This is a genomic window from Mesorhizobium sp. LNJC405B00 (genome assembly GCF_000502615.1).
Taxonomy (GTDB): Bacteria; Pseudomonadota; Alphaproteobacteria; order Rhizobiales; family Rhizobiaceae; genus Mesorhizobium.
On the sequence record NZ_AYWC01000001.1, the window covers coordinates 589,190 to 607,832 of the forward strand.

The 18,643-nt window shown below is 65.3% G+C and carries 21 protein-coding genes; 11 read left to right on the forward strand and 10 right to left on the reverse strand.

The features are described from left to right. Window positions 1-5 precede the first annotated feature (5 nt). The 5 genes from X756_RS0133465 to X756_RS162295 all read right to left on the reverse strand — a co-directional run bounded on the left by X756_RS0133465 (window position 6) and on the right by X756_RS162295 (window position 5,229). Window positions 6-872 (reverse strand): citryl-CoA lyase, encoded by an 867-nt coding sequence (locus X756_RS0133465; protein WP_031196006.1) that lies wholly within the window; start codon window positions 870-872, stop codon window positions 6-8. Further along, the gene (locus X756_RS0133470; RefSeq protein ID WP_031237746.1) at window positions 869-2,047 is read right to left on the reverse strand and encodes a CoA transferase; all 1,179 of its coding nucleotides are present in this window, start codon (window positions 2,045-2,047) and stop codon (window positions 869-871) included. The genes X756_RS0133465 and X756_RS0133470 overlap by 4 nt, the downstream gene beginning before the upstream one ends. 15 nt (window positions 2,048-2,062) lie before the next feature. Further along, window positions 2,063-3,586, reverse strand: coding sequence for a tripartite tricarboxylate transporter permease (locus X756_RS162305; RefSeq protein WP_023686551.1), 1,524 nt, complete (start codon window positions 3,584-3,586; stop codon window positions 2,063-2,065). A gap of 4 nt (window positions 3,587-3,590) precedes the next feature. Continuing rightward, window positions 3,591-4,127, reverse strand: coding sequence for a tripartite tricarboxylate transporter TctB family protein (locus X756_RS162300; protein WP_023728518.1), 537 nt, complete (start codon window positions 4,125-4,127; stop codon window positions 3,591-3,593). Between the two features lie 124 nt (window positions 4,128-4,251). Next, the gene (locus tag X756_RS162295) at window positions 4,252-5,229 is read right to left on the reverse strand and encodes a tripartite tricarboxylate transporter substrate-binding protein (protein WP_023691946.1); all 978 of its coding nucleotides are present in this window, start codon (window positions 5,227-5,229) and stop codon (window positions 4,252-4,254) included. 206 nt (window positions 5,230-5,435) lie between these two features. Here X756_RS162295 and X756_RS162290 point away from each other — a divergent pair, with 206 nt between their 5' ends. After that, complete coding sequence (locus X756_RS162290; RefSeq protein WP_023683085.1) at window positions 5,436-6,209, forward strand: IclR family transcriptional regulator; 774 nt, start codon at window positions 5,436-5,438, stop codon at window positions 6,207-6,209. Here the strand turns inward: X756_RS162290 and X756_RS1000000169670 are convergent. Then, complete coding sequence (locus X756_RS1000000169670; protein WP_245264435.1) at window positions 6,196-6,561, reverse strand: OmpA family protein; 366 nt, start codon at window positions 6,559-6,561, stop codon at window positions 6,196-6,198. The two genes, X756_RS162290 and X756_RS1000000169670, sit on opposite strands and share 14 nt — an antisense overlap. On the opposite strand from X756_RS1000000169670, the gene X756_RS1000000169675 reads away from it, so the two are divergent. Continuing rightward, a complete protein-coding gene (locus X756_RS1000000169675; RefSeq protein ID WP_245264436.1) occupies window positions 6,539-7,336 on the forward strand; it encodes a hypothetical protein in 798 nt (265 codons plus the stop codon). The genes X756_RS1000000169670 and X756_RS1000000169675 overlap by 23 nt on opposite strands. 81 nt (window positions 7,337-7,417) lie before the next feature. On the opposite strand, the gene X756_RS162285 is transcribed toward X756_RS1000000169675, so the two are convergent. Both X756_RS162285 and X756_RS162280 read right to left on the reverse strand, forming a co-directional pair. Then, window positions 7,418-7,957 carry a GNAT family N-acetyltransferase gene (locus tag X756_RS162285; protein WP_023686555.1) on the reverse strand — a complete coding sequence of 180 codons (540 nt, stop codon included), beginning with the start codon at window positions 7,955-7,957 and terminating at the stop codon, window positions 7,418-7,420. A 142-nt stretch (window positions 7,958-8,099) separates the two neighbouring features. Beyond that, a complete protein-coding gene (locus tag X756_RS162280; protein ID WP_023683083.1) occupies window positions 8,100-8,330 on the reverse strand; it encodes a YdeI/OmpD-associated family protein in 231 nt (76 codons plus the stop codon). Between the two features lie 141 nt (window positions 8,331-8,471). Here X756_RS162280 and X756_RS162275 point away from each other — a divergent pair, with 141 nt between their 5' ends. From X756_RS162275 to X756_RS162260, 4 genes are all read left to right on the forward strand, one after another. After that, on the forward strand, window positions 8,472-8,927 hold the full coding sequence (locus X756_RS162275; protein ID WP_023700090.1) for a DUF2214 family protein: 456 nt from the start codon (window positions 8,472-8,474) through the stop codon (window positions 8,925-8,927). Between the two features lie 177 nt (window positions 8,928-9,104). Beyond that, on the forward strand, window positions 9,105-10,082 hold the full coding sequence (locus tag X756_RS162270; protein ID WP_023728519.1) for a tripartite tricarboxylate transporter substrate-binding protein: 978 nt from the start codon (window positions 9,105-9,107) through the stop codon (window positions 10,080-10,082). A gap of 94 nt (window positions 10,083-10,176) precedes the next feature. After that, window positions 10,177-10,650, forward strand: coding sequence for a tripartite tricarboxylate transporter TctB family protein (locus X756_RS162265; RefSeq protein WP_023686558.1), 474 nt, complete (start codon window positions 10,177-10,179; stop codon window positions 10,648-10,650). A 9-nt stretch (window positions 10,651-10,659) separates the two neighbouring features. Beyond that, window positions 10,660-12,168: a tripartite tricarboxylate transporter permease gene (locus tag X756_RS162260; protein ID WP_023728520.1), complete on the forward strand. Its 1,509-nt coding sequence runs from the start codon at window positions 10,660-10,662 to the stop codon at window positions 12,166-12,168. On the opposite strand, the gene nth is transcribed toward X756_RS162260, so the two are convergent. Further along, window positions 12,128-12,955: an endonuclease III gene (gene nth, locus X756_RS162255; RefSeq protein WP_023728521.1), complete on the reverse strand. Its 828-nt coding sequence runs from the start codon at window positions 12,953-12,955 to the stop codon at window positions 12,128-12,130. The genes X756_RS162260 and nth overlap by 41 nt on opposite strands. A gap of 22 nt (window positions 12,956-12,977) precedes the next feature. On the opposite strand from nth, the gene X756_RS162250 reads away from it, so the two are divergent. After that, window positions 12,978-13,472, forward strand: a complete 495-nt coding sequence (locus X756_RS162250; protein ID WP_023728522.1) for a DUF2244 domain-containing protein — start codon at window positions 12,978-12,980, stop codon at window positions 13,470-13,472. Between the two features lie 7 nt (window positions 13,473-13,479). On the opposite strand, the gene X756_RS162245 is transcribed toward X756_RS162250, so the two are convergent. Beyond that, complete coding sequence (locus X756_RS162245) at window positions 13,480-14,295, reverse strand: class I SAM-dependent methyltransferase (RefSeq protein ID WP_023728523.1); 816 nt, start codon at window positions 14,293-14,295, stop codon at window positions 13,480-13,482. Between the two features lie 115 nt (window positions 14,296-14,410). Between X756_RS162245 and X756_RS162240 the strand changes: the two genes are divergently transcribed. From X756_RS162240 to X756_RS162225, 4 genes are all read left to right on the forward strand, one after another. Continuing rightward, entirely contained in the window at window positions 14,411-15,316 is a 906-nt protein-coding gene (locus X756_RS162240; protein WP_027049741.1) for a methylated-DNA--[protein]-cysteine S-methyltransferase, read from the forward strand. Between the two features lie 141 nt (window positions 15,317-15,457). Next, on the forward strand, window positions 15,458-16,366 hold the full coding sequence (locus tag X756_RS162235) for a ribokinase (RefSeq protein ID WP_023714115.1): 909 nt from the start codon (window positions 15,458-15,460) through the stop codon (window positions 16,364-16,366). Continuing rightward, on the forward strand, window positions 16,363-17,823 hold the full coding sequence (locus X756_RS162230) for an amidase (protein WP_031237750.1): 1,461 nt from the start codon (window positions 16,363-16,365) through the stop codon (window positions 17,821-17,823). Before X756_RS162235 ends, X756_RS162230 begins: the two co-directional genes overlap by 4 nt. Before the next feature lie 96 nt (window positions 17,824-17,919). Next, a complete protein-coding gene (locus X756_RS162225; protein WP_023728526.1) occupies window positions 17,920-18,534 on the forward strand; it encodes a LysE family translocator in 615 nt (204 codons plus the stop codon). Window positions 18,535-18,643: the final 109 nt, after the last annotated feature.

The window sequence follows — 18,643 nt, forward strand, 5'->3', positions numbered from 1 at the left end:
CAACCTCACTTGCCCTCGTCCCCTTCAGCGGGACCCTCATCCCCCTCAGCGGGAAATGGCCGCAGCGGCGTGCCCGTATAGGCCCACAGCCATTCGCGCGGCAGCGGCCCTTTGTTGCGCTCGCTTTGCTGCGACTGTTCCCATGCATGCGCCAGGATGCCCACCGAGCGCGAGAGCACGAACAGGCCGCGCGTCAACGGCGGCGGAAAGCCGAGCTCGCCATAGATGACGGCGGTGGCGCCGTCGATGTTGAGCGGTATTTTCTTCCCCTTGCGCCGTGCCACCTCTGATTCGACGGCCTCGGCGATGTCGGCAAAGCGTCCGCTGACGACGCCGCGCGCGGCAAACTCGCGCGTCACTGCGATCAGGCGCGGCGCGCGCGGATCGACCGGGTGGAAGCGATGGCCAAATCCCGGCACATAGCCTTTCTCCTCGGCGAAGAAACGGTCGAGCCGTGCGGCTACGGCTTGGTCCAGCGCAACACCTTGGTCAAGTGCCACGGCAATGTCGCCATAGAAGGACAGCGCCTGTTCGCCGGCGCCGCCATGCACGTCACCCAGCACGTTGACGGCGGACGCCATGGCGCTGTTGATGCCGACGCCGCAGGTGATGGCCATGCGGGCAATGGCGATCGACGGCGCCTGCGGCCCGTGGTCGACGGCCGCCCCCAGCGCAATGCCGAGCAGCGCCGCCTGCTCCTCGCTCGGCAATTCGCCGCGCAGCATCAGCCAGATCGTGGCCGGAAAGCTGACGCGGCCGATCAGCTCCTGGATTTCATAGCCGCGCAGCCGGATGATGCCGGGGCTCATCTCGATGATGCCGGTCTGCCACCATTCCTCGCCGCGTTCGCGGCCGGTTTTTCTCTCGCTCACGCGCTTCTCCTGGCGCGCGGCGGCAGGGTGGAAAAAACCTCGTCCATATGCTCGCCCAGCACAGGCGGCGGCAGGACCGGCAAGGGTGCCGCGCCATCGACCATGAAGCCGCCGCGCACCACGGTCAGCGGCTGCGCCATGCCGGGCAGACCCTGGAAACGCGCGGTCATGTCGCGCTCGACCACCTGGCGCTCGCCAAGCACCTGCGGGATCGTCAGCACCCGGCCCGCCGGAACGCCGGCGCGGTTGAACTTTTCTTCCCAGGCAGCCGCCGAGGCGCTCGCAAGCGCTGTCTCGATTAGCCCTTTCAAGGAGGCGCGGTTCTGCTTGCGCGTCTCGCGCTCGGCAAAGCGCGGATCGTCGGCCAGTTCCGGCTGGCCGATCAGCCGGCAAAGCGTGACGAACTGCTCCTGCTTGTTGGCGGCGATGTTGAGCAGGCCGTCGCCGGTGCGAAACGCGCCGGAGGGCGCAGCCGTCATGTTCTCATTGCCCATCGGCTGCGGCTCGACACCGGCGGTCAGATAGTTGGACACCGGCCAGCCCAGCGCCGACAGCGTGCATTCCAGCATCGAGACATCGAGAAACGCGCCCTCGCCCGAGGTCTTCTGCTTGACCAGCGCCGCGGCGATGGCGAAGGCCCCGACCAGCCCGCCCAGCGTGTCGGCGACGGGATAGCCGACCCGCAAGGGTGCTGTCTCCGGCGTGCCGGTGATGCTCATGATACCGGACAGCCCCTGGATGATCTGGTCGTAGGCCGGATTGTCGCGCATCGGCCCGCTCTGGCCGAAACCGGATATGGCGCAATGGACGAGACCGGGGCGGACCGCTTTCAGCACCTCATAGCCGAGACCCAGCCGCCCCATCACGCCCGGTCGAAAATTCTCGACCAGCGCGTCGGCCGAGGCGACGAGATCGAGGAAGCGTTCGCGGTCGGCTTCGCTTTTGAGATCCAGCACCACCGATCGCTTGCCGGCATTCTGCGCCAGGAACGACGCGCCCATGCCGGCTTTGTTGAGCGCCGGCGAGGCGCCGAGCTGGCGCGCCAGATCGCCGCCTTGCGGCGTCTCGACCTTGATGACATCGGCGCCGAGCAGCGCCAGCTGATAGGCACAATAAGGGCCCGCCAGCACATTGGTCAGGTCGAGGATGCGGATGCCGGCAAGCAGATCGGTCATGATGCTCCAGGTCGCTCAGGCATCGCCCGGCACATGCTCCGGTCCGCGCCGGCGCCGATGCTCGATGAAGGCCCAGATATGCGGACCGGCGAGCCCGATGAAGGCGAGGATCAGCAGCACCAGCGACAGCTTGTGTGTGTAGAACACCGACCAGTCGCCGTTCGAGATCGTCATCGCCCGGCGGAACTGCGTTTCGGCGAGCGGCCCCAGGATCATGCCGATGATGACCGGCGCTGTCGGGAAATCGAAGCGCCGCATCAGGAAGCCGGCGGCCCCCAGGAGATAGAGGATGACGAGGTCGATCGGCGACTGCGAGATGCCGTAGGTGCCGACGGTCGCGAACACCAGGATGCCGGCATAGAGCTGCGGCGCAGGGATTTTCAACAGCCGTACCCACAGCCCGATCAGCGGCAGGTTGAGGACGACCAGGATGACGTTGGCGATGAACAGGCTGGCGATCAGGCCCCAGACCAGATCGGCCTGCGTCGTCAACAGCAGCGGTCCCGGATTGATGCCGTAGCTCTGGAAGGCCGACAGCATGATTGCGGCAGTCGCCGAGGTCGGCAGGCCAAGGGTGAGCATCGGCACCAGCACGCCGGCGGCAGACGCATTGTTGGCGGCTTCCGGTCCGGCAACGCCCTCGATGGCGCCGACCGTGCCGAACTCCTCCTTGTGCTTCGACAGCTTCTTTTCGATGGCATAGGACAGGAAGGTCGGGATCTCGGCGCCGCCGGCAGGCATGGCGCCGATCGGGAAGCCGATAAAAGCGCCGCGCAGCCATGGCTTCCACGATCGTCCCCATTCGGCCGCTGTCATGTAGAGCGATCCCTTGAGCGGCACGATCTCGTCCTTGCCGGCATAGCGCCGCGAGGCCATGTAGAGCGTCTCGCCGACGGCAAACAGGCCGACCGCGGCAATGATGACATCGACGCCATCGAGCAGTTCGTTCATGCCGAAGGTGAAGCGCGGCTGTCCCGTCTGCAGGTCGACGCCGATCATGCCGATGACGAAGCCGATGAACAGGCTGGTGAGGCCGCGCACGGAGGACGAGCCGAGCACCGCCGAAACCGTGATGAAGGCGAGCACCATCAGCGAGAAATATTCGGCCGGACCAAAGGCCAGCGCGAACTTCACCACCACCGGCGCCAGGAAGGCGACGCCCATCGTGCCGATGGTGCCGGCGACGAAGGAGCCGATCGCCGAGGTCGCCAGTGCCGCGCCGCCGCGACCCGAGCGGGCCATCCTGTTGCCTTCCAGCGCGGTGACGATGGTGGCGCTTTCGCCCGGCGTGTTGAGCAGGATCGAGGTCGTCGAGCCGCCATACATGGCGCCGTAATAGATGCCAGCAAACAGGATGAAGGACGCCTCCGGCGCCACCTGGTAGGTGATCGGCAGCAGCAGCGCGATGGTCAGCGCCGGCCCGAGGCCGGGCAGCACGCCGATGGCGGTGCCGAGCGTGGTGCCGACCAGGCACCACAACAGGTTCATCGGCGAGAAAGCGACGGAAAATCCGTGGGCGAGATGGCCGAGCGTCTCCATGGCGTCAGCCCCTTACCGTGGCGATGATCGCGTCGACCACCGTATTCAGCTGGTTTTCGATGAAGCCGGCGCCAATGTTGACGCCGAGCGCCCTGGCAAAGCCGAAATAGGCGGCAAGCGCCAGGATCAAGCCGGTCAGCGCATCGCGCAGCGTGTGCTTGCTGCCGAAGCCATAACAGACGAGCACGAACATGATGACCGAGGCGGCGGTGAAGCCGAGCGGCTGGATCAGCACCAGATTGGCGACCAGGCCTGCAACGACGATGCCCATCGCCTTCCAGTCGGTCGGCGTTTCCTTTTCCTCCTGCGGCTGCCAGCCGCCGCGCAGCGCGGCGACGATGAGCAGCAGCGAAAGCACGATCATGCCGGTCATGGTGATGTAGGGAAAGACGGTCGGCCCGACCTTGGAATAGAGCGGCGAAACCGGGATCGCCAGGGTCTGCCACGCCACGGCCGCAGCACAGGCGAGAAGCCCGATGCCGATCAACAATTCGGGCATGGCAAGGCGCGGGGGCGCCGGCTGCTGGTCGCTGGTGCTCATCGATGTCCTCCCGAGATGGCCGGCATCCTCCCGCCGGCCGCATCCGCAGTTTCACTCCCAGCGCATGATATGTCCATGCCGCAGGCGAATGTCGGAGGGGCGGCCGTGGCCGCCCCTGAAGACATCAGGCGAGGCCGAGATCCTTGAGGATCGCGGTGATGCGGGCGGTGTCGTCGACGAGGAATTTCGCATAATCGTCGCCGGTGAGCAGGATGGGCGTCCAGTTACGGTTCTTGCACTCGGCTGCCCAGGCATCGCTCTTGGCCATGGTCTCGATCATCGTGACCATCGCCGCCTTGTCGGCGTCGGAGACGCCTGGCGGTGCGAAGACGCCGCGCCAGTTGAACAGTTCGACGTCGATGCCGGCTTCCTTCATCGTCGGTGCGTCGATGCCGTCCTGGCGCTTGTCGGCGGAGATCGCCAACAGCCGAAGCGCGCCCGCCTTGACCTGCTCGGAGAACTCGCCGAAGCCGGAAATGCCGGCCGCCACCTGGTTGCCGAGCAGCGCCGACAGCGCCTCGCCGCCGCCGGCGAAAGGCACATAGGAGAGGTTGGTTGCCGGAACGCCGACCGTCTTGGCGATCAGCCCGAACAGGATGTGGTCGGAGCCGCCGGCCGAGCCGCCGGCCACGGGAACCTTGGTCGGATCCGCTTTGAGCGCGGCGACGAAATCGCCGGCCGTCTTGAACGGCGAATCCGCCGGCACCACCAGCGCCTCGAACTCGCCGGTGAGGCGGGCGATGGGCGTCACTTCGGAAAGGTTGTTGGCCGATTTGTTGGCGATGATGGCGCCGACCATGACCATGCCGGCCACCATCAGCGAATTGCCCTTGCCCTTCCACTGGCTGATGAACTGCGGCAGGCCGACAGTGCCGCCGGCGCCGCCGACATTGGTGATCTGCGAGCCGGAGATCAGTTTTTCACTGCGCAGCACCTGGTCGATGGTGCGCCCCGTCTGGTCCCAGCCGCCGCCGGGCGCGGCCGGCACGAAGATCTGGATCTGCGGTGCATCCTGAGCGAAAGCGGGCGTCAAATGCGTTGCGACGAATCCGGCAGCGCCTGCGGCCGCGGTGCTCATCAAAAATCTGCGTCTGTTCAGCATGGGATTCCTCCAAATCACGACACCTCCTCCGGTGCCTGCCAGAAACGTAGCCTGAAAACAGACCCGCTCGGCAAAAATTCATGCCGATTTCGGTACGTTCTGTCAACAGGAACGCTGTTCTACTAGACAGAACCATGGATGTGCGGCACAATCGCTTCGGCCGGCCTTTGTCCGAGCAGGTAAACTGGAATGAAACTGTTCGTGAGATGACCGAAGCGCGATCCCAGCCGTTGCCGGCCGATGGCGTTGCCGCGCTCGACCGCGCGATCGCCATTCTCGACGCGTTCGCGACCGCCGACCGCTCGCTCAGCCTGGCCGAGATCGCGGCGCGCACCGGGCTCTACAAAAGCACCATTTTGAGGCTGGCGAACTCATTGCTGCGCGGGCAGTTGCTGGAGCGGCTCGACGATGGCCGCTACCGCATCGGACCCGCCACCTTCCGGCTCGGCGCGCTCTACCAGCGCTCCGTGGTGGCGGTCGACATCCTGCTGCCGATCATGCGCGATCTCGCCGAGCGCAGCTGGGAAAGCGTGGCGTTCTATGTCCGCTCGGGCGACGCCCGCACCTGTCTCTACCGCGTCGAATCCAAGCATCCTATCCGCTACACGATCCGGGAAGGCGACCTGCTGCCGTTGCTCACCGGCTCGGGCGGCCGCGTGCTGGCAGCGTTTTCAGGCCAGCCGGGCGAACCATACGAGACCATCCGCAAGGCCTGCCACTATCTGTCGATCGGCGATCGCGACCCTGAGACGGCGGGCGTCTCGGTGCCGGTGTTCGGACCGGGCCGCGTTCTGCTCGGCGCCTTGACGCTGGCCGGCCCGTCGACACGCGTCGATACGGCGTTCCTGCGCCGCATGACACCGGACCTGCTGGAGGCCGCCGCTCGCGCCACCCGCGCCTTTGGCGAGGATGCCTCGATGCTGGAGCAGGCAGCGCGCCTAGCCGGCGCTGAAACCGTGATCGGCCTCAGTTCGCCTTGACCAGCACCATGCGGCGGTTCTTGGCGCGGCCGGCTTCGTCGTCATTGCTGGCGACGGGCGCCATCATGCCGGCGCCGGCGGCGGTCAGCCGGCCGCCATCGATGCCGTATTTCGAGACCAGCGCCGCCTTCACCGACTGCGCCCGCCGCGACGACAGATCGATATTGTAGTCGAACGCGCCCTGGTTGTCGGTATGACCGACGACGATCACCGCCATGCCGGGCTCGTTGGTCAGAAGCGTCGAGATCTCCTTCAGCGTCGGTTCCGATTCCGGCTTGATGTCGGCCTTGTCGGTGTCGAAGAAGATGCCGTAGAGCGAGATGGAGCCGGTGGCCGACAGCGAATCCGCCATTCTTGGCCGCTTCGACCACCACCATCTTCTTGTCGCGCGCCTTGGGCTCCAGCACCTGAACGACGGCAATGGTGCGGCCGTTGAGTTCCTTGCAGTAGAGGTCGTCGATCAGCGAATAGGCCTGAACCGTGACATAGGCGTCGCCGCCGTCCTGCGGCAGCTTGGCGGCGAAGAAGCGCTGGTCGTTGATACCGGTGGTTACCGCACAGGCGCCATTGGAAAAGGCCGCGTCCTTGACGTCGCTTTCATGGAAGAAATACATCATCAGGCTCATGTCGCCGCCGCCACCGCTCGACGACCGGTCGGCGGCGCCGCCGCACTCTTCCTTCTTGCATTCGAACAGGACTTCGCCGCCGGCGGCCGCGATCACATCCTGGTAGTTGCGCAGCACTTCGAGCGGGGAGCGCTCGGCCGGCAGCACATAGGCGATGCGGGTCAGCGCGCCTTCGACCTCAGCCTTCTTGTCCGGCGCGAACACACGGTTGTTCATCGTGTCACGGGCATCCGGATCGGCGCTCGGCTTCAGCGGCGACAGCGGCACTGTAAAATCGGTATAGGCGAATTTTTCGTAGGAGACGATGAACGACCCCTCGTAGCGCTTGGCCAGATGATTGTCGGCACCGCCCTCGATGTCGGCGGTCGGTACCGTCGCATCGGCGCCCGCCAGTTGCACGGCCGCCAGGAGCAGCAGCCCCGCCCAGAAAAGCTTCAGAAATATCGCATTGATCGCACGCATGGTCGGCTCCCCCAAAGGGCAATTCCAGGAAAAGTGTGAGCGGTTTTCCCACAGGAATTGCGTAGCTAGATTAGAATAGCCAACCCTGGCAGAACGTGGAAATTGCGTCGATGAAGCGCCTCACACCCGCCGTTCGAGCAGGATCGTCAGCCCGTCGTGATAGGTCGTTTCCAGGACCTTGGTGTAGCCGCACTTTGCCGCAACGTTCAACGAGCCGGTGTTTTCCGGATCGATGATGCAGACGGTTCTCGCGCCGGCAAAGGTTTCGTCGCCCCAGGCCAGGGCCCTTCTGACGACTTCGCTGGCAAGACCCTTGCCATGTGCTTGGGGCGCCAGCGCCCAGCCGGCTTCCGGAATGCCCTCGAGCGACGGCTCGATGTCGCGCTTCAGATCGTGGAATCCGGCCTCGCCGATGAAGCGACCGCTGGCCTTGTCCTCGACCGCCCAGAAGCCGTAGCCGAGCAGCGACCACAGGCCGGCATGCCGCAGGAACCGCATCCAGCTTTCCTCCCGCGTCCGCGGCTTGCCGCCGATGAAACGGGTGGTGACGGGGTCGGCCCACATGACGGCATAGTCGTCGAAATCTTCGATCCGGTGCGCCCGCATGATGGTCCGTTCCGTTTCGAGAACCGGGACGCCGGCTGTTTTTGGACTGCCCATGAAACTCTGCCTCCGTTGACGGTCAGCGCTTAGCAAACCAGCGCGCCCGGACAAGGGCCAAGCCGGATCATCATTCAGCCAGGGAAGCTTCCGAACGGCCTGGCGCGACCAGGCGGTCGAAGCGAACAGCGTCGGCTTACTTTCAGCCGTGCCAGACCATCTTCATGTAGAGCCCACCGCGCCGCAATTCGTCCAGCATCTGGTCGAGCCGCTTCTGCCTGGTGTCGCTGCGTTTGGCGCGGGCGACCCAGCCGAGATAATCGTTCTTCTGGTAGTCCGGCCGCGCCTCGTAGGCCGCTGTCAGTCCTTTTTCGGTCAGGGCGATGCGGATGTCGTCCGGCATCGGGTTCAGGGCGCGCTTCAGTCCGGTCATTTCAGAAAACCCCAGCTGTCAGGATGGCGACGCCGATGGTCCAACCCAGGTCCGCCTCTGGGAATTCTGCCGAACGATGCTACCTTTCGCAACCGGTCCGGCAAGGGCCGGTCTCGATACCGCCAATGGGAGGAGAACGCCATGGACACCACCGATCTCGTGCTTGCCATTTTCCATCATCTGCTGGTGTTCTCGCTGGCCGGCATCATTGGCGCCGAATTTGTCCTGATCCGCGGCGACCTCTCCGCCGCCACGCTGAAGCGGCTTGCCGGCATCGACCGCCACTACGGCATCCTCGCGATGTCGATCATCATCGTCGGCATCGGCCGCGTCGTCTACGGCCTGAAGGGCTGGGAGTTCTATGTCTACAACTGGGTGTTCTGGGCCAAGATGGCGGCGTTCGGCATCGTTGGCCTGCTGTCGATCATCCCGACCATCCGCTTCATCTCCTGGAACCGGCAAGCCAGCGCCAGTCCCGGCTTCCAGGTGCCGGCGGCGGAACTCGCCTCGGTGAAGACCTATGTGCGCGCCGAGGCCTTCATCTTCCTGCTGATCCCGGTCTTCGCGGCGGCGATGGCGCGCGGCTACGGTTATTGAAGCAACGCCAACACGAAACCCCATCTTCGCCGGGCATACTCCCCCTGATTGCCATGGTTGCGCACGACTGTATTTTGCAGTTTGCGTCAGGCGACAATCTGTTAGCTTGCCTTTGTTGCACCCTGCTGCCTGACCTGCACAGCGATCGGAGATTGATATCCTGGGAGGAGAATTACGATGAGGAAAATTGTAGCCGCCCTGGCCGCCGCCGCGGCCGTCACGCTTTATTCGTTCACCGCCAGCGCACAGACGTATCCCGAGCGCACCATCACCGTCGTCGTGCCGTTTGCGGCCGGCGGTCCGACCGACACGGTTACGCGGCTCGTCGCCGAAGCCATGTCGAAGGATCTCGGCCAGCAGATCATCGTCGAAAATGTCGGCGGCGCCGGCGGCACGCTGGGCGCCGGCCGCGTCGCCAACGCCGACCCGGATGGCTACACGCTGCTCCTCCATCACATCGGCATGGCGACCAGCGCGACCCTCTACAGAAAACTCGCCTACGACACGCTGAACGGCTTCGAGTATATCGGCCTCGTCACCAAGGTGCCGATGGCGATCGTCGCCCGCAAGGATCTGGAGCCGGCCGACCTGAAAGGGCTGGTCGAATACGCCAAGACCAACAAGGACACCATCACCGTCGCCAATGCCGGCATCGGCGCTGCCTCGCATCTGTGCGGCATGCTGTTCATGAGCGCCATCGGCACGCCGCTGGTCACCGTGCCCTACAAGGGCACCGGCCCGGCCATGACCGACCTTCTCGGAGGCCAGGTCGACATTATGTGCGACCAGACCACCAACACCACCAAGCAGATCCAGGGCGGCACGATCAAGGCCTATGCCGTCACCACGCCGGAGCGCCTCGACGTGCTGAAGGACGTGCCGACGACCATCGAAGCCGGCCTGCCCGCGGTGCAGGTCGGCATCTGGCACGGCCTCTATGCGCCGAAGGGCACGCCGGCCGAGATCACCGGCCGACTGTCGAAATCGCTCCAGGTCGCGCTGAAGGACCCCAACGTCATCGCCCGCTTTGCCGAACTCGGCACCAAGCCGTCGTCCGAGTCCGACGCGACGCCGGCAGCGCTGAAGGCCAAGCTGGAAGGCGAGATCACGCGCTGGAAGCCGATCATCGAAGCCGCCGGCCAATACGCCGACTGAGGCTTGAACGGGGCGCTGCCGGCGCCCGTTTTCGCTTTGACATCCGTTTCACATTTGCAACGGCAGCCCGTCGCAAGGTCAGGGGAGGACCGCCATGAAACCTTTCGCCATCGACAGGACAAACGGCCTGTGCGCCGCGCTGTTCATCTTTTTCGGCGCCTTTTTCGCGATACAATCGCTCGGCCTCGAAATCGGCACCGCCTTCCGCATGGGACCGGGCTATTTCCCGCTGGTGCTTGCGATCGTGCTGATCGTGCTCGGCGCCATCATCCTCGTCCAGGCGGTGCGCGTCGAGGGCGAGCCGATCGGCCCCATTGCCTGGCGCGGCATGCTCTTCATCCTGCCGGCGCCGATCTTTTTCGGCATGACCGTGCGCGGCCTCGGCTTCGTCCCGTCGATCTTCCTGACGGCGCTGATCGCCTCTTTTGCCAGCGCCCGCATGAAGCCGCTGACGGCACTTCTGCTGTCGGCCGGCCTGACGCTGTTTTCGGTGCTGGTCTTCAGCTACGCGCTCGGGCTGCCATTCCAGCGCTTCGGCCCCTGGTTGCCCCAATGGCTGGCATTGTGAGGCGCTGAGATGGACCTCCTCAGGAACCTCGAACTCGGCTTTTCGACGGCCACCACGCCGGCCAATCTGGGTTTTTGCCTCATCGGCGTTCTGCTCGGCACGCTGATCGGCGTCCTGCCCGGCATCGGCGCCACCGCAACCATCGCCATGCTGCTGCCGATCACCTTTCAGATCGGCGACCCGGTTTCGTCCCTCATCATGCTGGCCGGCATCTACTACGGCGCCCAGTATGGCGGTTCGACCACCGCCATTCTCATCAACATGCCCGGCGAATCCTCCTCGGCCGTGACCGCCATCGACGGCTACCAGATGGCCAGGAACGGTCGCGCCGGGGCGGCTCTGGCGATCGCCGCGATCGGCTCGTTCTTCGCCGGCACGGTGTCGACCTTTCTCGTCGCCGTCTTTGCCCCGCCGCTGACGGCAATAGCCCTGCAATTCGGCGCGGCCGAATATTTTTCGCTGATGATCGTCGGCCTCGTCTCGTCCATCGCGCTCGCCCACGGCTCGATCGTCAAGGCGCTGGCGATGGTCGTGCTCGGCCTGCTGCTCGGCATTGTCGGCACCGACATCTACACCGGCACGCCGCGCTTCACGCTCGGCATCCGCGAATATGCCGACGGGCTGAACTTCGTCGCGGTGGCGGTCGGCGTCTTCGGCGTTGCCGAGATCCTGCGCAATCTCGAAAACGAGCACGAGCGCTCGGTGATGATCAAAAAGGTCTCCGGCCTGATGCCGACCCGCGACGACTTCAAGGCGATGGCCGCGCCCATCGTGCGCGGCACGATCATCGGTTCGGCGCTCGGCATCCTGCCCGGCGGCGGCGCGGTGCTTGCGGCCTTTGCCTCCTACACGGTCGAAAAGCGTGTGTCGAAACACCCGGAGGAGTTCGGCAAGGGCGCCATCGCCGGCGTCGCCGGCCCGGAATCGGCCAACAATGCCGGCGCCCAGACCTCCTTCATTCCGATGCTGACGCTGGGCATTCCGGCCAATCCGGTCATGGCGCTGATGATCGGCGCCATGATCATCCAGGGCATCGTGCCCGGCCCCAATGTCGCGATCGAGCAGCCGGCGCTGTTCTGGGGCATCATCGCCTCGATGTGGATCGGCAATCTGATGCTGATCGTGCTGAACCTGCCGCTGATCGGGCTGTGGGTGAAGCTGCTGACGATCCCCTATCATGTGCTTTTCCCGATCATCATGGCGTTCTGCTCGATCGGCGTTTACAGCGTCAACACCAACGCCTTCGATCTCTACGCGGTCGCATTCTTCGGCCTGCTCGGCTACATCCTGACCAAGCTGCGCTGCGAACCCGCACCCCTGCTGCTCGGCTTCGTGCTCGGCCCGCTGCTCGAGGAAAACCTGCGCCGCGCCATGATCCTGTCGCGCGGCGACCCCTCGACCTTCGTGACGCGGCCGATCAGCGCCGGCCTGCTGCTCGTCGCACTTGCCGTGCTCGTCGTCGTCTTCCTGCCGTCGGTCAAGAAGAAGCGCGAAGAGGTGTTCGTGGAGGAAAGCTAGTTGTCGGGACGCCGGGCGCCGCGATTTCCACGAGCGGCGCCGGCACGTCTGTCGTCTTCACCTCGGCCTTGCAGAGATCGGCGATGACGCAGGCCGGGCAATCGGGCTTGCGCGCCTTGCAGACATAGCGGCCATGCAGGATCAGCCAGTGATGCGCATGGCGAATATACTCGTCCGGGATGATCCGCAGCAGCCCTTGCTCGACCTGTTCGGGCGTCTTGCCTGGCGCCAGGCCGAGGCGGTTGCCGATGCGGAAAATATGGGTGTCGACCGCCATCGTGTGCTGGCCGAACGCCATGTTGAGCACGACATTGGCGGTCTTGCGCCCGACCCCCGGCAGCTTGACCAACTCATCGCGCTCGCTGGGCACCTCGCCGCCGTAATCGCGTATCAGCGCCTCCGAGAGCGCCACGACATTCTTGGCCTTTTTGCGCCAGAGTCCGATGGTGCGGATGTACTCGCCGACCCTGGCTCCGCCCAGCGCCAGCATCTTTTCAGGTGTGTCGGCGACCTTGAACAACGCCCGCGTCGCCTTGTTGACGCCGGCATCGGTCGCCTGCGCCGACAGCACCACGGCCACCAGCAGCGTGAAGGCGTTGACATGCTCGAGCTCGCCCTTCGGCTCGGGCCGCTGCACCGAAAACCGCCGGAAGATCTCATGCACCTCGGCCGCGCTGTAGAGCGAACGGGCCGGCCGCGGTCGCGGCTTGGCATTCGAGCCGTCGCGCCGCCCGGGCGGCAGTTCACTTTTGGATTGGGAAAGGTTTTTGGACTTGGGGCTCGCCATCCCCTTCCTATAATATCCTGGGATGAGCGACACAAACGCCTCGTTTCAGGCCGACGAGCCATTCTTCCAGGCGCTGCTGACACCGCACCGCTCGCTGGGCCGCACCGGCTTTGCCGTGCTGATGGGCGCGCTGCTGTTCGGCTGGGTGGTGACCGGGGCGTTTTTCCTGTCGCGCGGCGCCTGGCCGGTGTTCGGCTTCTTCGGCCTCGACGTCATCGCCGTCTACGTCGCCTTCCGCGCCAACTATCGTGCCGCCCGTGCCCGCGAGGAAGTGTCGGTGTCGCGCACCAGCCTCGACATCCGCAAGACGGCGCCCTCGGGAAAGTCGGAAGCGCATCGCTTCAACCCGTTCTGGGCGCGCTTTTCCGTCGCTCGCCATGCCGAGATCGGCATCACCAAAATGGTGGTGGAAGCACAGGGGAAGAATGTGCCGATCGGGTCATTCCTGGACCCCGACTCCCGCGAGAGTTTTGCCACTGCATTTTCGCGCGCCCTGGCAACTGCCAAGACACGATGAGCCGGCGTTAGAACCGATAGCGCAAGATCCGGCCGACCTTGCGCAGCGCTGGGATATGCCTCCACAGCCCGATGAACAGTTTTGCGGACCAGCTCATGTGCGCTGTGCGTTCCGCGCTGTAGGCCGAGATATCGTCGACAAAGCGCAGCTTCGGAACGGCACGCTCCAGTACCTGCGGGTCGTCGATCGCCCAGTGAACCTCGGCGCCCGTCGCCCTGATGGTCGGATTGAGGCGCAGCATCTTCAGGCCGAAGCGGCTGTAGGCGTCGAACATCAGCTCGCCGCCGGCAAGATGCGCGACAAGGCGTGACAGCAGCCGTGGCCCCTCCTCTACCGGGAGATAAGGCGTCAACCCCTCCATCACCACGACGGCCGGACGATTGCGCGGCACTTCTGCCAGCCAGTCCGGGTCGGTTACCGAAGAGCCGACGAGGTGGTAATGGTCCCGGGACGGGTAAAGCTTGCGCCGGAGCGCGATGACATCCGGAAAATCGACATCGAACCACTCCACGCCTTCGGGTGGATCGACACGGAAAATGCGCGTATCGAGCCCGCAGCCGAGATGCAGCACGATAGCGCCGGGATTTCTGGCGATGAAGTCTTGAACTCGCACGTCGTAGGTCTTGGCTCGAATCGCCAATCCGATGCCGAGATTGGTGTCGACCTTGAGGTGCGAGAAATCATAGTCGATCTTGCGCACGGCCTCGTCGGCGAAGCGGTCCCCGAGCAGCGAATGCGGCAGCCGGCTTTCCAGTGCCTTGCCATAAAGCGTCATCAGCAAGGTCTCCCTTGCTCCGCTCAGATTCACCCTTTCGCCGGCCATTGGCATCTCCCGGGGCGCAATCCAGTATTTATCTGGGAACAGGCGGCAACAAGGCAAGTTTCGGGTGGTTGCAAGGGGCGGAAAGACCGATATTCGCGGTCAAGGAGATATTGCCATGAACGCCCAGATGACCATGAATACGCAGATGAAACCGACAGCGATCCTGCAGCACGACATCACCCCCGAGGGCAGCGACTACGAGGTCGTGCGCCGCGCCATCGAGAAGATCAGCCTCGACTATCGCGACCAGCCCTCGCTGGAAGCCCTGGCAGCCGATGTCGGCGAGACACCCACGGGCCTGCAAAAACTGTTCACCCGCTGGGCCGGCCTGTCGCCAAAAGCCTTCCTGCAGGCGGTCACCCTCGACCATGCCCGCAAACTGCTCGATTCCGGCATGCCGCTCCTCGAAACATCGTTCGAACTCGGCATGTCCGGCCCCGGCCGGCTGCACGATTTGTTCGTCACCCATGAAGCGATGTCGCCGGGCGACTACAAGACGCGCGGCGCTGGCCTGACCATCCGCTACGGCTACCACATCTCGCCCTTCGGCATCGCCCTGATCATGGTCACCGACCGTGGCCTTGCGGGGCTCGCCTTCAACGATCCGGGCGGCGAGCGGGCGGCTTTCGCCGACATGTCGGGCCGCTGGCCGAACGCCACCTATGTCGAGGACATGAGCGCCACCCAGCCCTATGCGGCGCGCATCTTCGATCCGACATTGTGGCGCGCCGACCAGCCGCTGCGCGTGGTGATGATCGGCTCCGACTTCCAGCTGCGCGTCTGGGACGCGCTGCTCAGGATCCCGATGGGCAAGGCCTGCACTTATTCTTCGATCGCCTCCAGGATCGGCGCGCCAAACGCCAGCCGGGCGGTGGGGGCGGCGGTCGGCGCCAACCCATTGTCCTTCGTCGTCCCTTGCCATCGGGCGCTGGGCAAGTCCGGCGCACTCACCGGCTACCACTGGGGCCTGACCCGCAAACGCGCCATGCTCGGTTGGGAAGCGGGCCAGACCGCGTCCTGAAGCTGCCCGCATCAAACAACACCGGCGAAATCCCTTCGCCGGTGTTTTTCTTTTTGCGAGCTCCCGGCGCAAAACATCCGCACGCTCTGGCAAGCCGCCGGCTTACAGGTTAGCTTCCCGCGCATTCCGCAGGAGGCTTTCTTGATCATCGTTGTCGGCTCGATCAACCTCGACCTTATCGCCAATGTCGACCGCCTGCCTTCGCCGGGCGAGACGGTCCGCGGCTCCGGCTTCACCACCGCGCCCGGCGGCAAGGGCGCCAACCAGGCGCTGGCTGCGGCGCGCGCCGGCGCCAAGGTGCGCATGGTCGGCGCCGTCGGCAAGGACAATTTCGCAACCGAAGCCCTCGCTTTGCTCGTGGCCGGCAAGGTCGATCTCTCCGGCGTCGGCCAGAGCTTCGCCTCCACCGGCACGGCGCTGATCCTCGTCGGCGCCGATGGCGAGAATGTCATCGCCGTGGTGCCGGGCGCCAATGATTCGGTGCTGCCCGGCGATCTCGCCAAGGCTTTCCTTGCGAAGGGCGACGTCGTCCTGCTGCAGCACGAGATCCCGTTGCAGACTGTCGATGCAGCGCTCGACGCCGCACGCGCCGCCGCCGCGGTCACCGTGCTCAACACCGCGCCGTTCCGTAGCGAGGCGGCAGCGTTGCTCGGCAAGGCCGACTACGCCGTCGCCAACGAAACCGAATTCGACCTTTACGGCGAGGCGCTGTCGCTGAAAGGCCGCGACCGCCCGGCGCGCATGCGCGACTTCGCCGGCAAAACCGGCCGCACCATCGTCGTCACGCTCGGCGGCGACGGCGTGCTGGCGGCGACCCCGGAGGATTTCCTGACCGTGCCGGCGCTGAAAATCACGCCGGTCGACACGGTCGGGGCCGGCGATACTTTTTGCGGTTATCTCGCTGCCGGGCTGGCGTCCAACCTGCCGCTGGAGCAGGCTCTCACTCGCGCCGCAGCCGCCGGCTCGCTCGCCTGCCTGAAGCCCGGCGCCCAGCCGGCCATCCCGCTAGCGGCGGATGTCGACACCGCCCTGCGCAACAACGCCGGATGACAGCCCTGCGCCCCGCAACGAAGCACGCCGTGCCCCCCGCCGGCGACATCTGCCAGATGTCCGCTGTCGACCTGGCCGAGGCGATCCGGCTGCGCCGCCTGTCCGTGCGCGAGTTGGTCGCCGCATTCCTCGACCGCATCGACGCGGTAAACCCGCTGGTCAACGCCATCGTCTCGTTGCGCGAGCGCTCCGACATCCTGCGCGAGGCCGACGCGGCGGACGCGCATCTAGCGCAAGGCGGGCCGGCCGGCTCGCTGTTTGGCCTGCCGGTGGCGATAAAGGACCTTGCCATGACGCGAGGCTTGAGGACCAGTTTCGGCTCGCCGATCTTCGCCGATTTCGTGCCGCAGGAGGATGATTTCTTCGTCGAGCGCATCCGCAAGGCCGGCGCCATCATCATCGGCAAGACCAATGTTCCCGAATTCGGGCTGGGATCCAACACCTACAATAATGTTTTCGGACCGACGCTGAACGCGTTCGATCCGGCGCTGACCGCCGGCGGCTCGAGCGGCGGCGCAGCGGTCGCCCTTGCGCTCGACATGGTCCCGGTCGCCGACGGCAGCGATTTCGGCGGCTCGCTCCGCAATCCGGCGGCGTGGAACAATGTCTTTGGCTTCCGCCCGTCGCAGGGCCTTGTCCCCGGTGGGCCGGACCTCGAAGTCTTTCATGCCCAGATGGGCATCGACGGGCCGATGGGCCGCAGCATCAGCGACATGGCGCTGCTGCTCGATGTGCAGGCGGGCTACCACCCGCACGCGCCGCTGTCTTGGGAGAAACCCGGCTCGTTCCTCGAAGGGCTGGCAACGCCGGCAAGCGGCGGCCGCGTCGGCTGGCTCGGTGATCTCGGCGGTCACCTGCCGGTAGAGCCTGGCATCCTCGATCTGTGCGAGGCCGCACTCGGCCGCTTCGCGGAGGCATCCTTCCTGACCGAGCCCTTGCTGCCGGATTTCGATTTCGAGGCACTGTGGCAAGCCTTCGTGACGCTGCGGCAGGCGAGCAGCGGCTCGGCGCTGAAAGTCCATTATGACGACCCGCACAAGCGCGCCCTGCTGAAGCCGGAAGCCGTCTGGGAGGTGGAGAACGCCATGCGGCTGACGGCGCCGCAAATCCGCGCGGCCTCGGTCATCCGCACCGCCTGGCACCGGACGCTGCTGTCGCTGTTCGAGCACTTCGATCTCATCGCGCTGCCGACTGCGCAGGTGTTTCCTTTCGACGTCGACACGCATTGGCCAAGTGAGGTCGCCGGGCGGACGATGGACAGCTACCATCGCTGGATGCAGGTTTCGGCCTTCGCCACGCTCGGCGGCTGTCCTGCGCTCAATGTGCCGGTCGGCTTCGACGACAAAGGCCGTCCCATGGGCATGCAGCTGATCGGACGCCCGCGCGGCGACCTCGCCGTGCTCAGGGCCGGCGCGGCCTATGAGGCGACCTTGCCTTGGCAGGCGGGGGCGTCCTGACGCGAGGGGCGGCACGGTCTGCGACGGCTTGCACCAGCCCCGCCGCCATGCATTGATTGCAGCCAGCCGCCTAAGCGCATCCTCGAGGAAATCCCCATGTCGCTGGAACTCTACGCCGCCTATGTCCTTGCCTGCATCGTCATCATCCTGGTGCCCGGTCCGACGGTGACGCTGATCATCGCCAACAGCATCCGCCACGGCGCGCGCGCCGGGCTTGCCAATGTCGCCGGCACGCAGGCCGGGCTTGCCATCATGATCGCCATCGTCGGCATCGGCCTCAACACGCTGATCGCGGGCATGGGCCACTGGTTCGAATGGGTGCGTCTGATCGGCGCCGCCTATCTGATCTGGATGGGCGTGCAGATGTTCCGCGCCAAGGGCACGCTGAACGCCGACGGCACGGCGAGAAAGCCGCGTGGCGGCTTCTTCCTGCAGGGTCTGCTGGTGGCGCTCAGCAACCCCAAGACCCTGGTGTTCTTCGGCGCCTTCTTCCCGCAATTCATCGCCCCGCAGGGCAATTACACCCTGCAGATCGTCGTCATGGGCCTCACCGCCATGATCTTCGCCGCCGTCTCGGATTCCACCTATGCTCTCGCCGCCAGCCGCGCCGGCCGCCTGCTCTCGGCCAGCCGCATCAAGCTGATGTCCAGGATCAGCGGCAGCTTTCTGGTCGGCGGCGGCCTGTGGCTAGCTTTTTCGAAGGCGAAGTAACAACCGTGGACGGTCGTTTCCAACGGCAGAATGAGCCCGTACGTGAAGGCTGATTGAAAGTCAGTCTCCACGCCACCACATGACTTTGTGCTGGGGATTCTTTCAAATG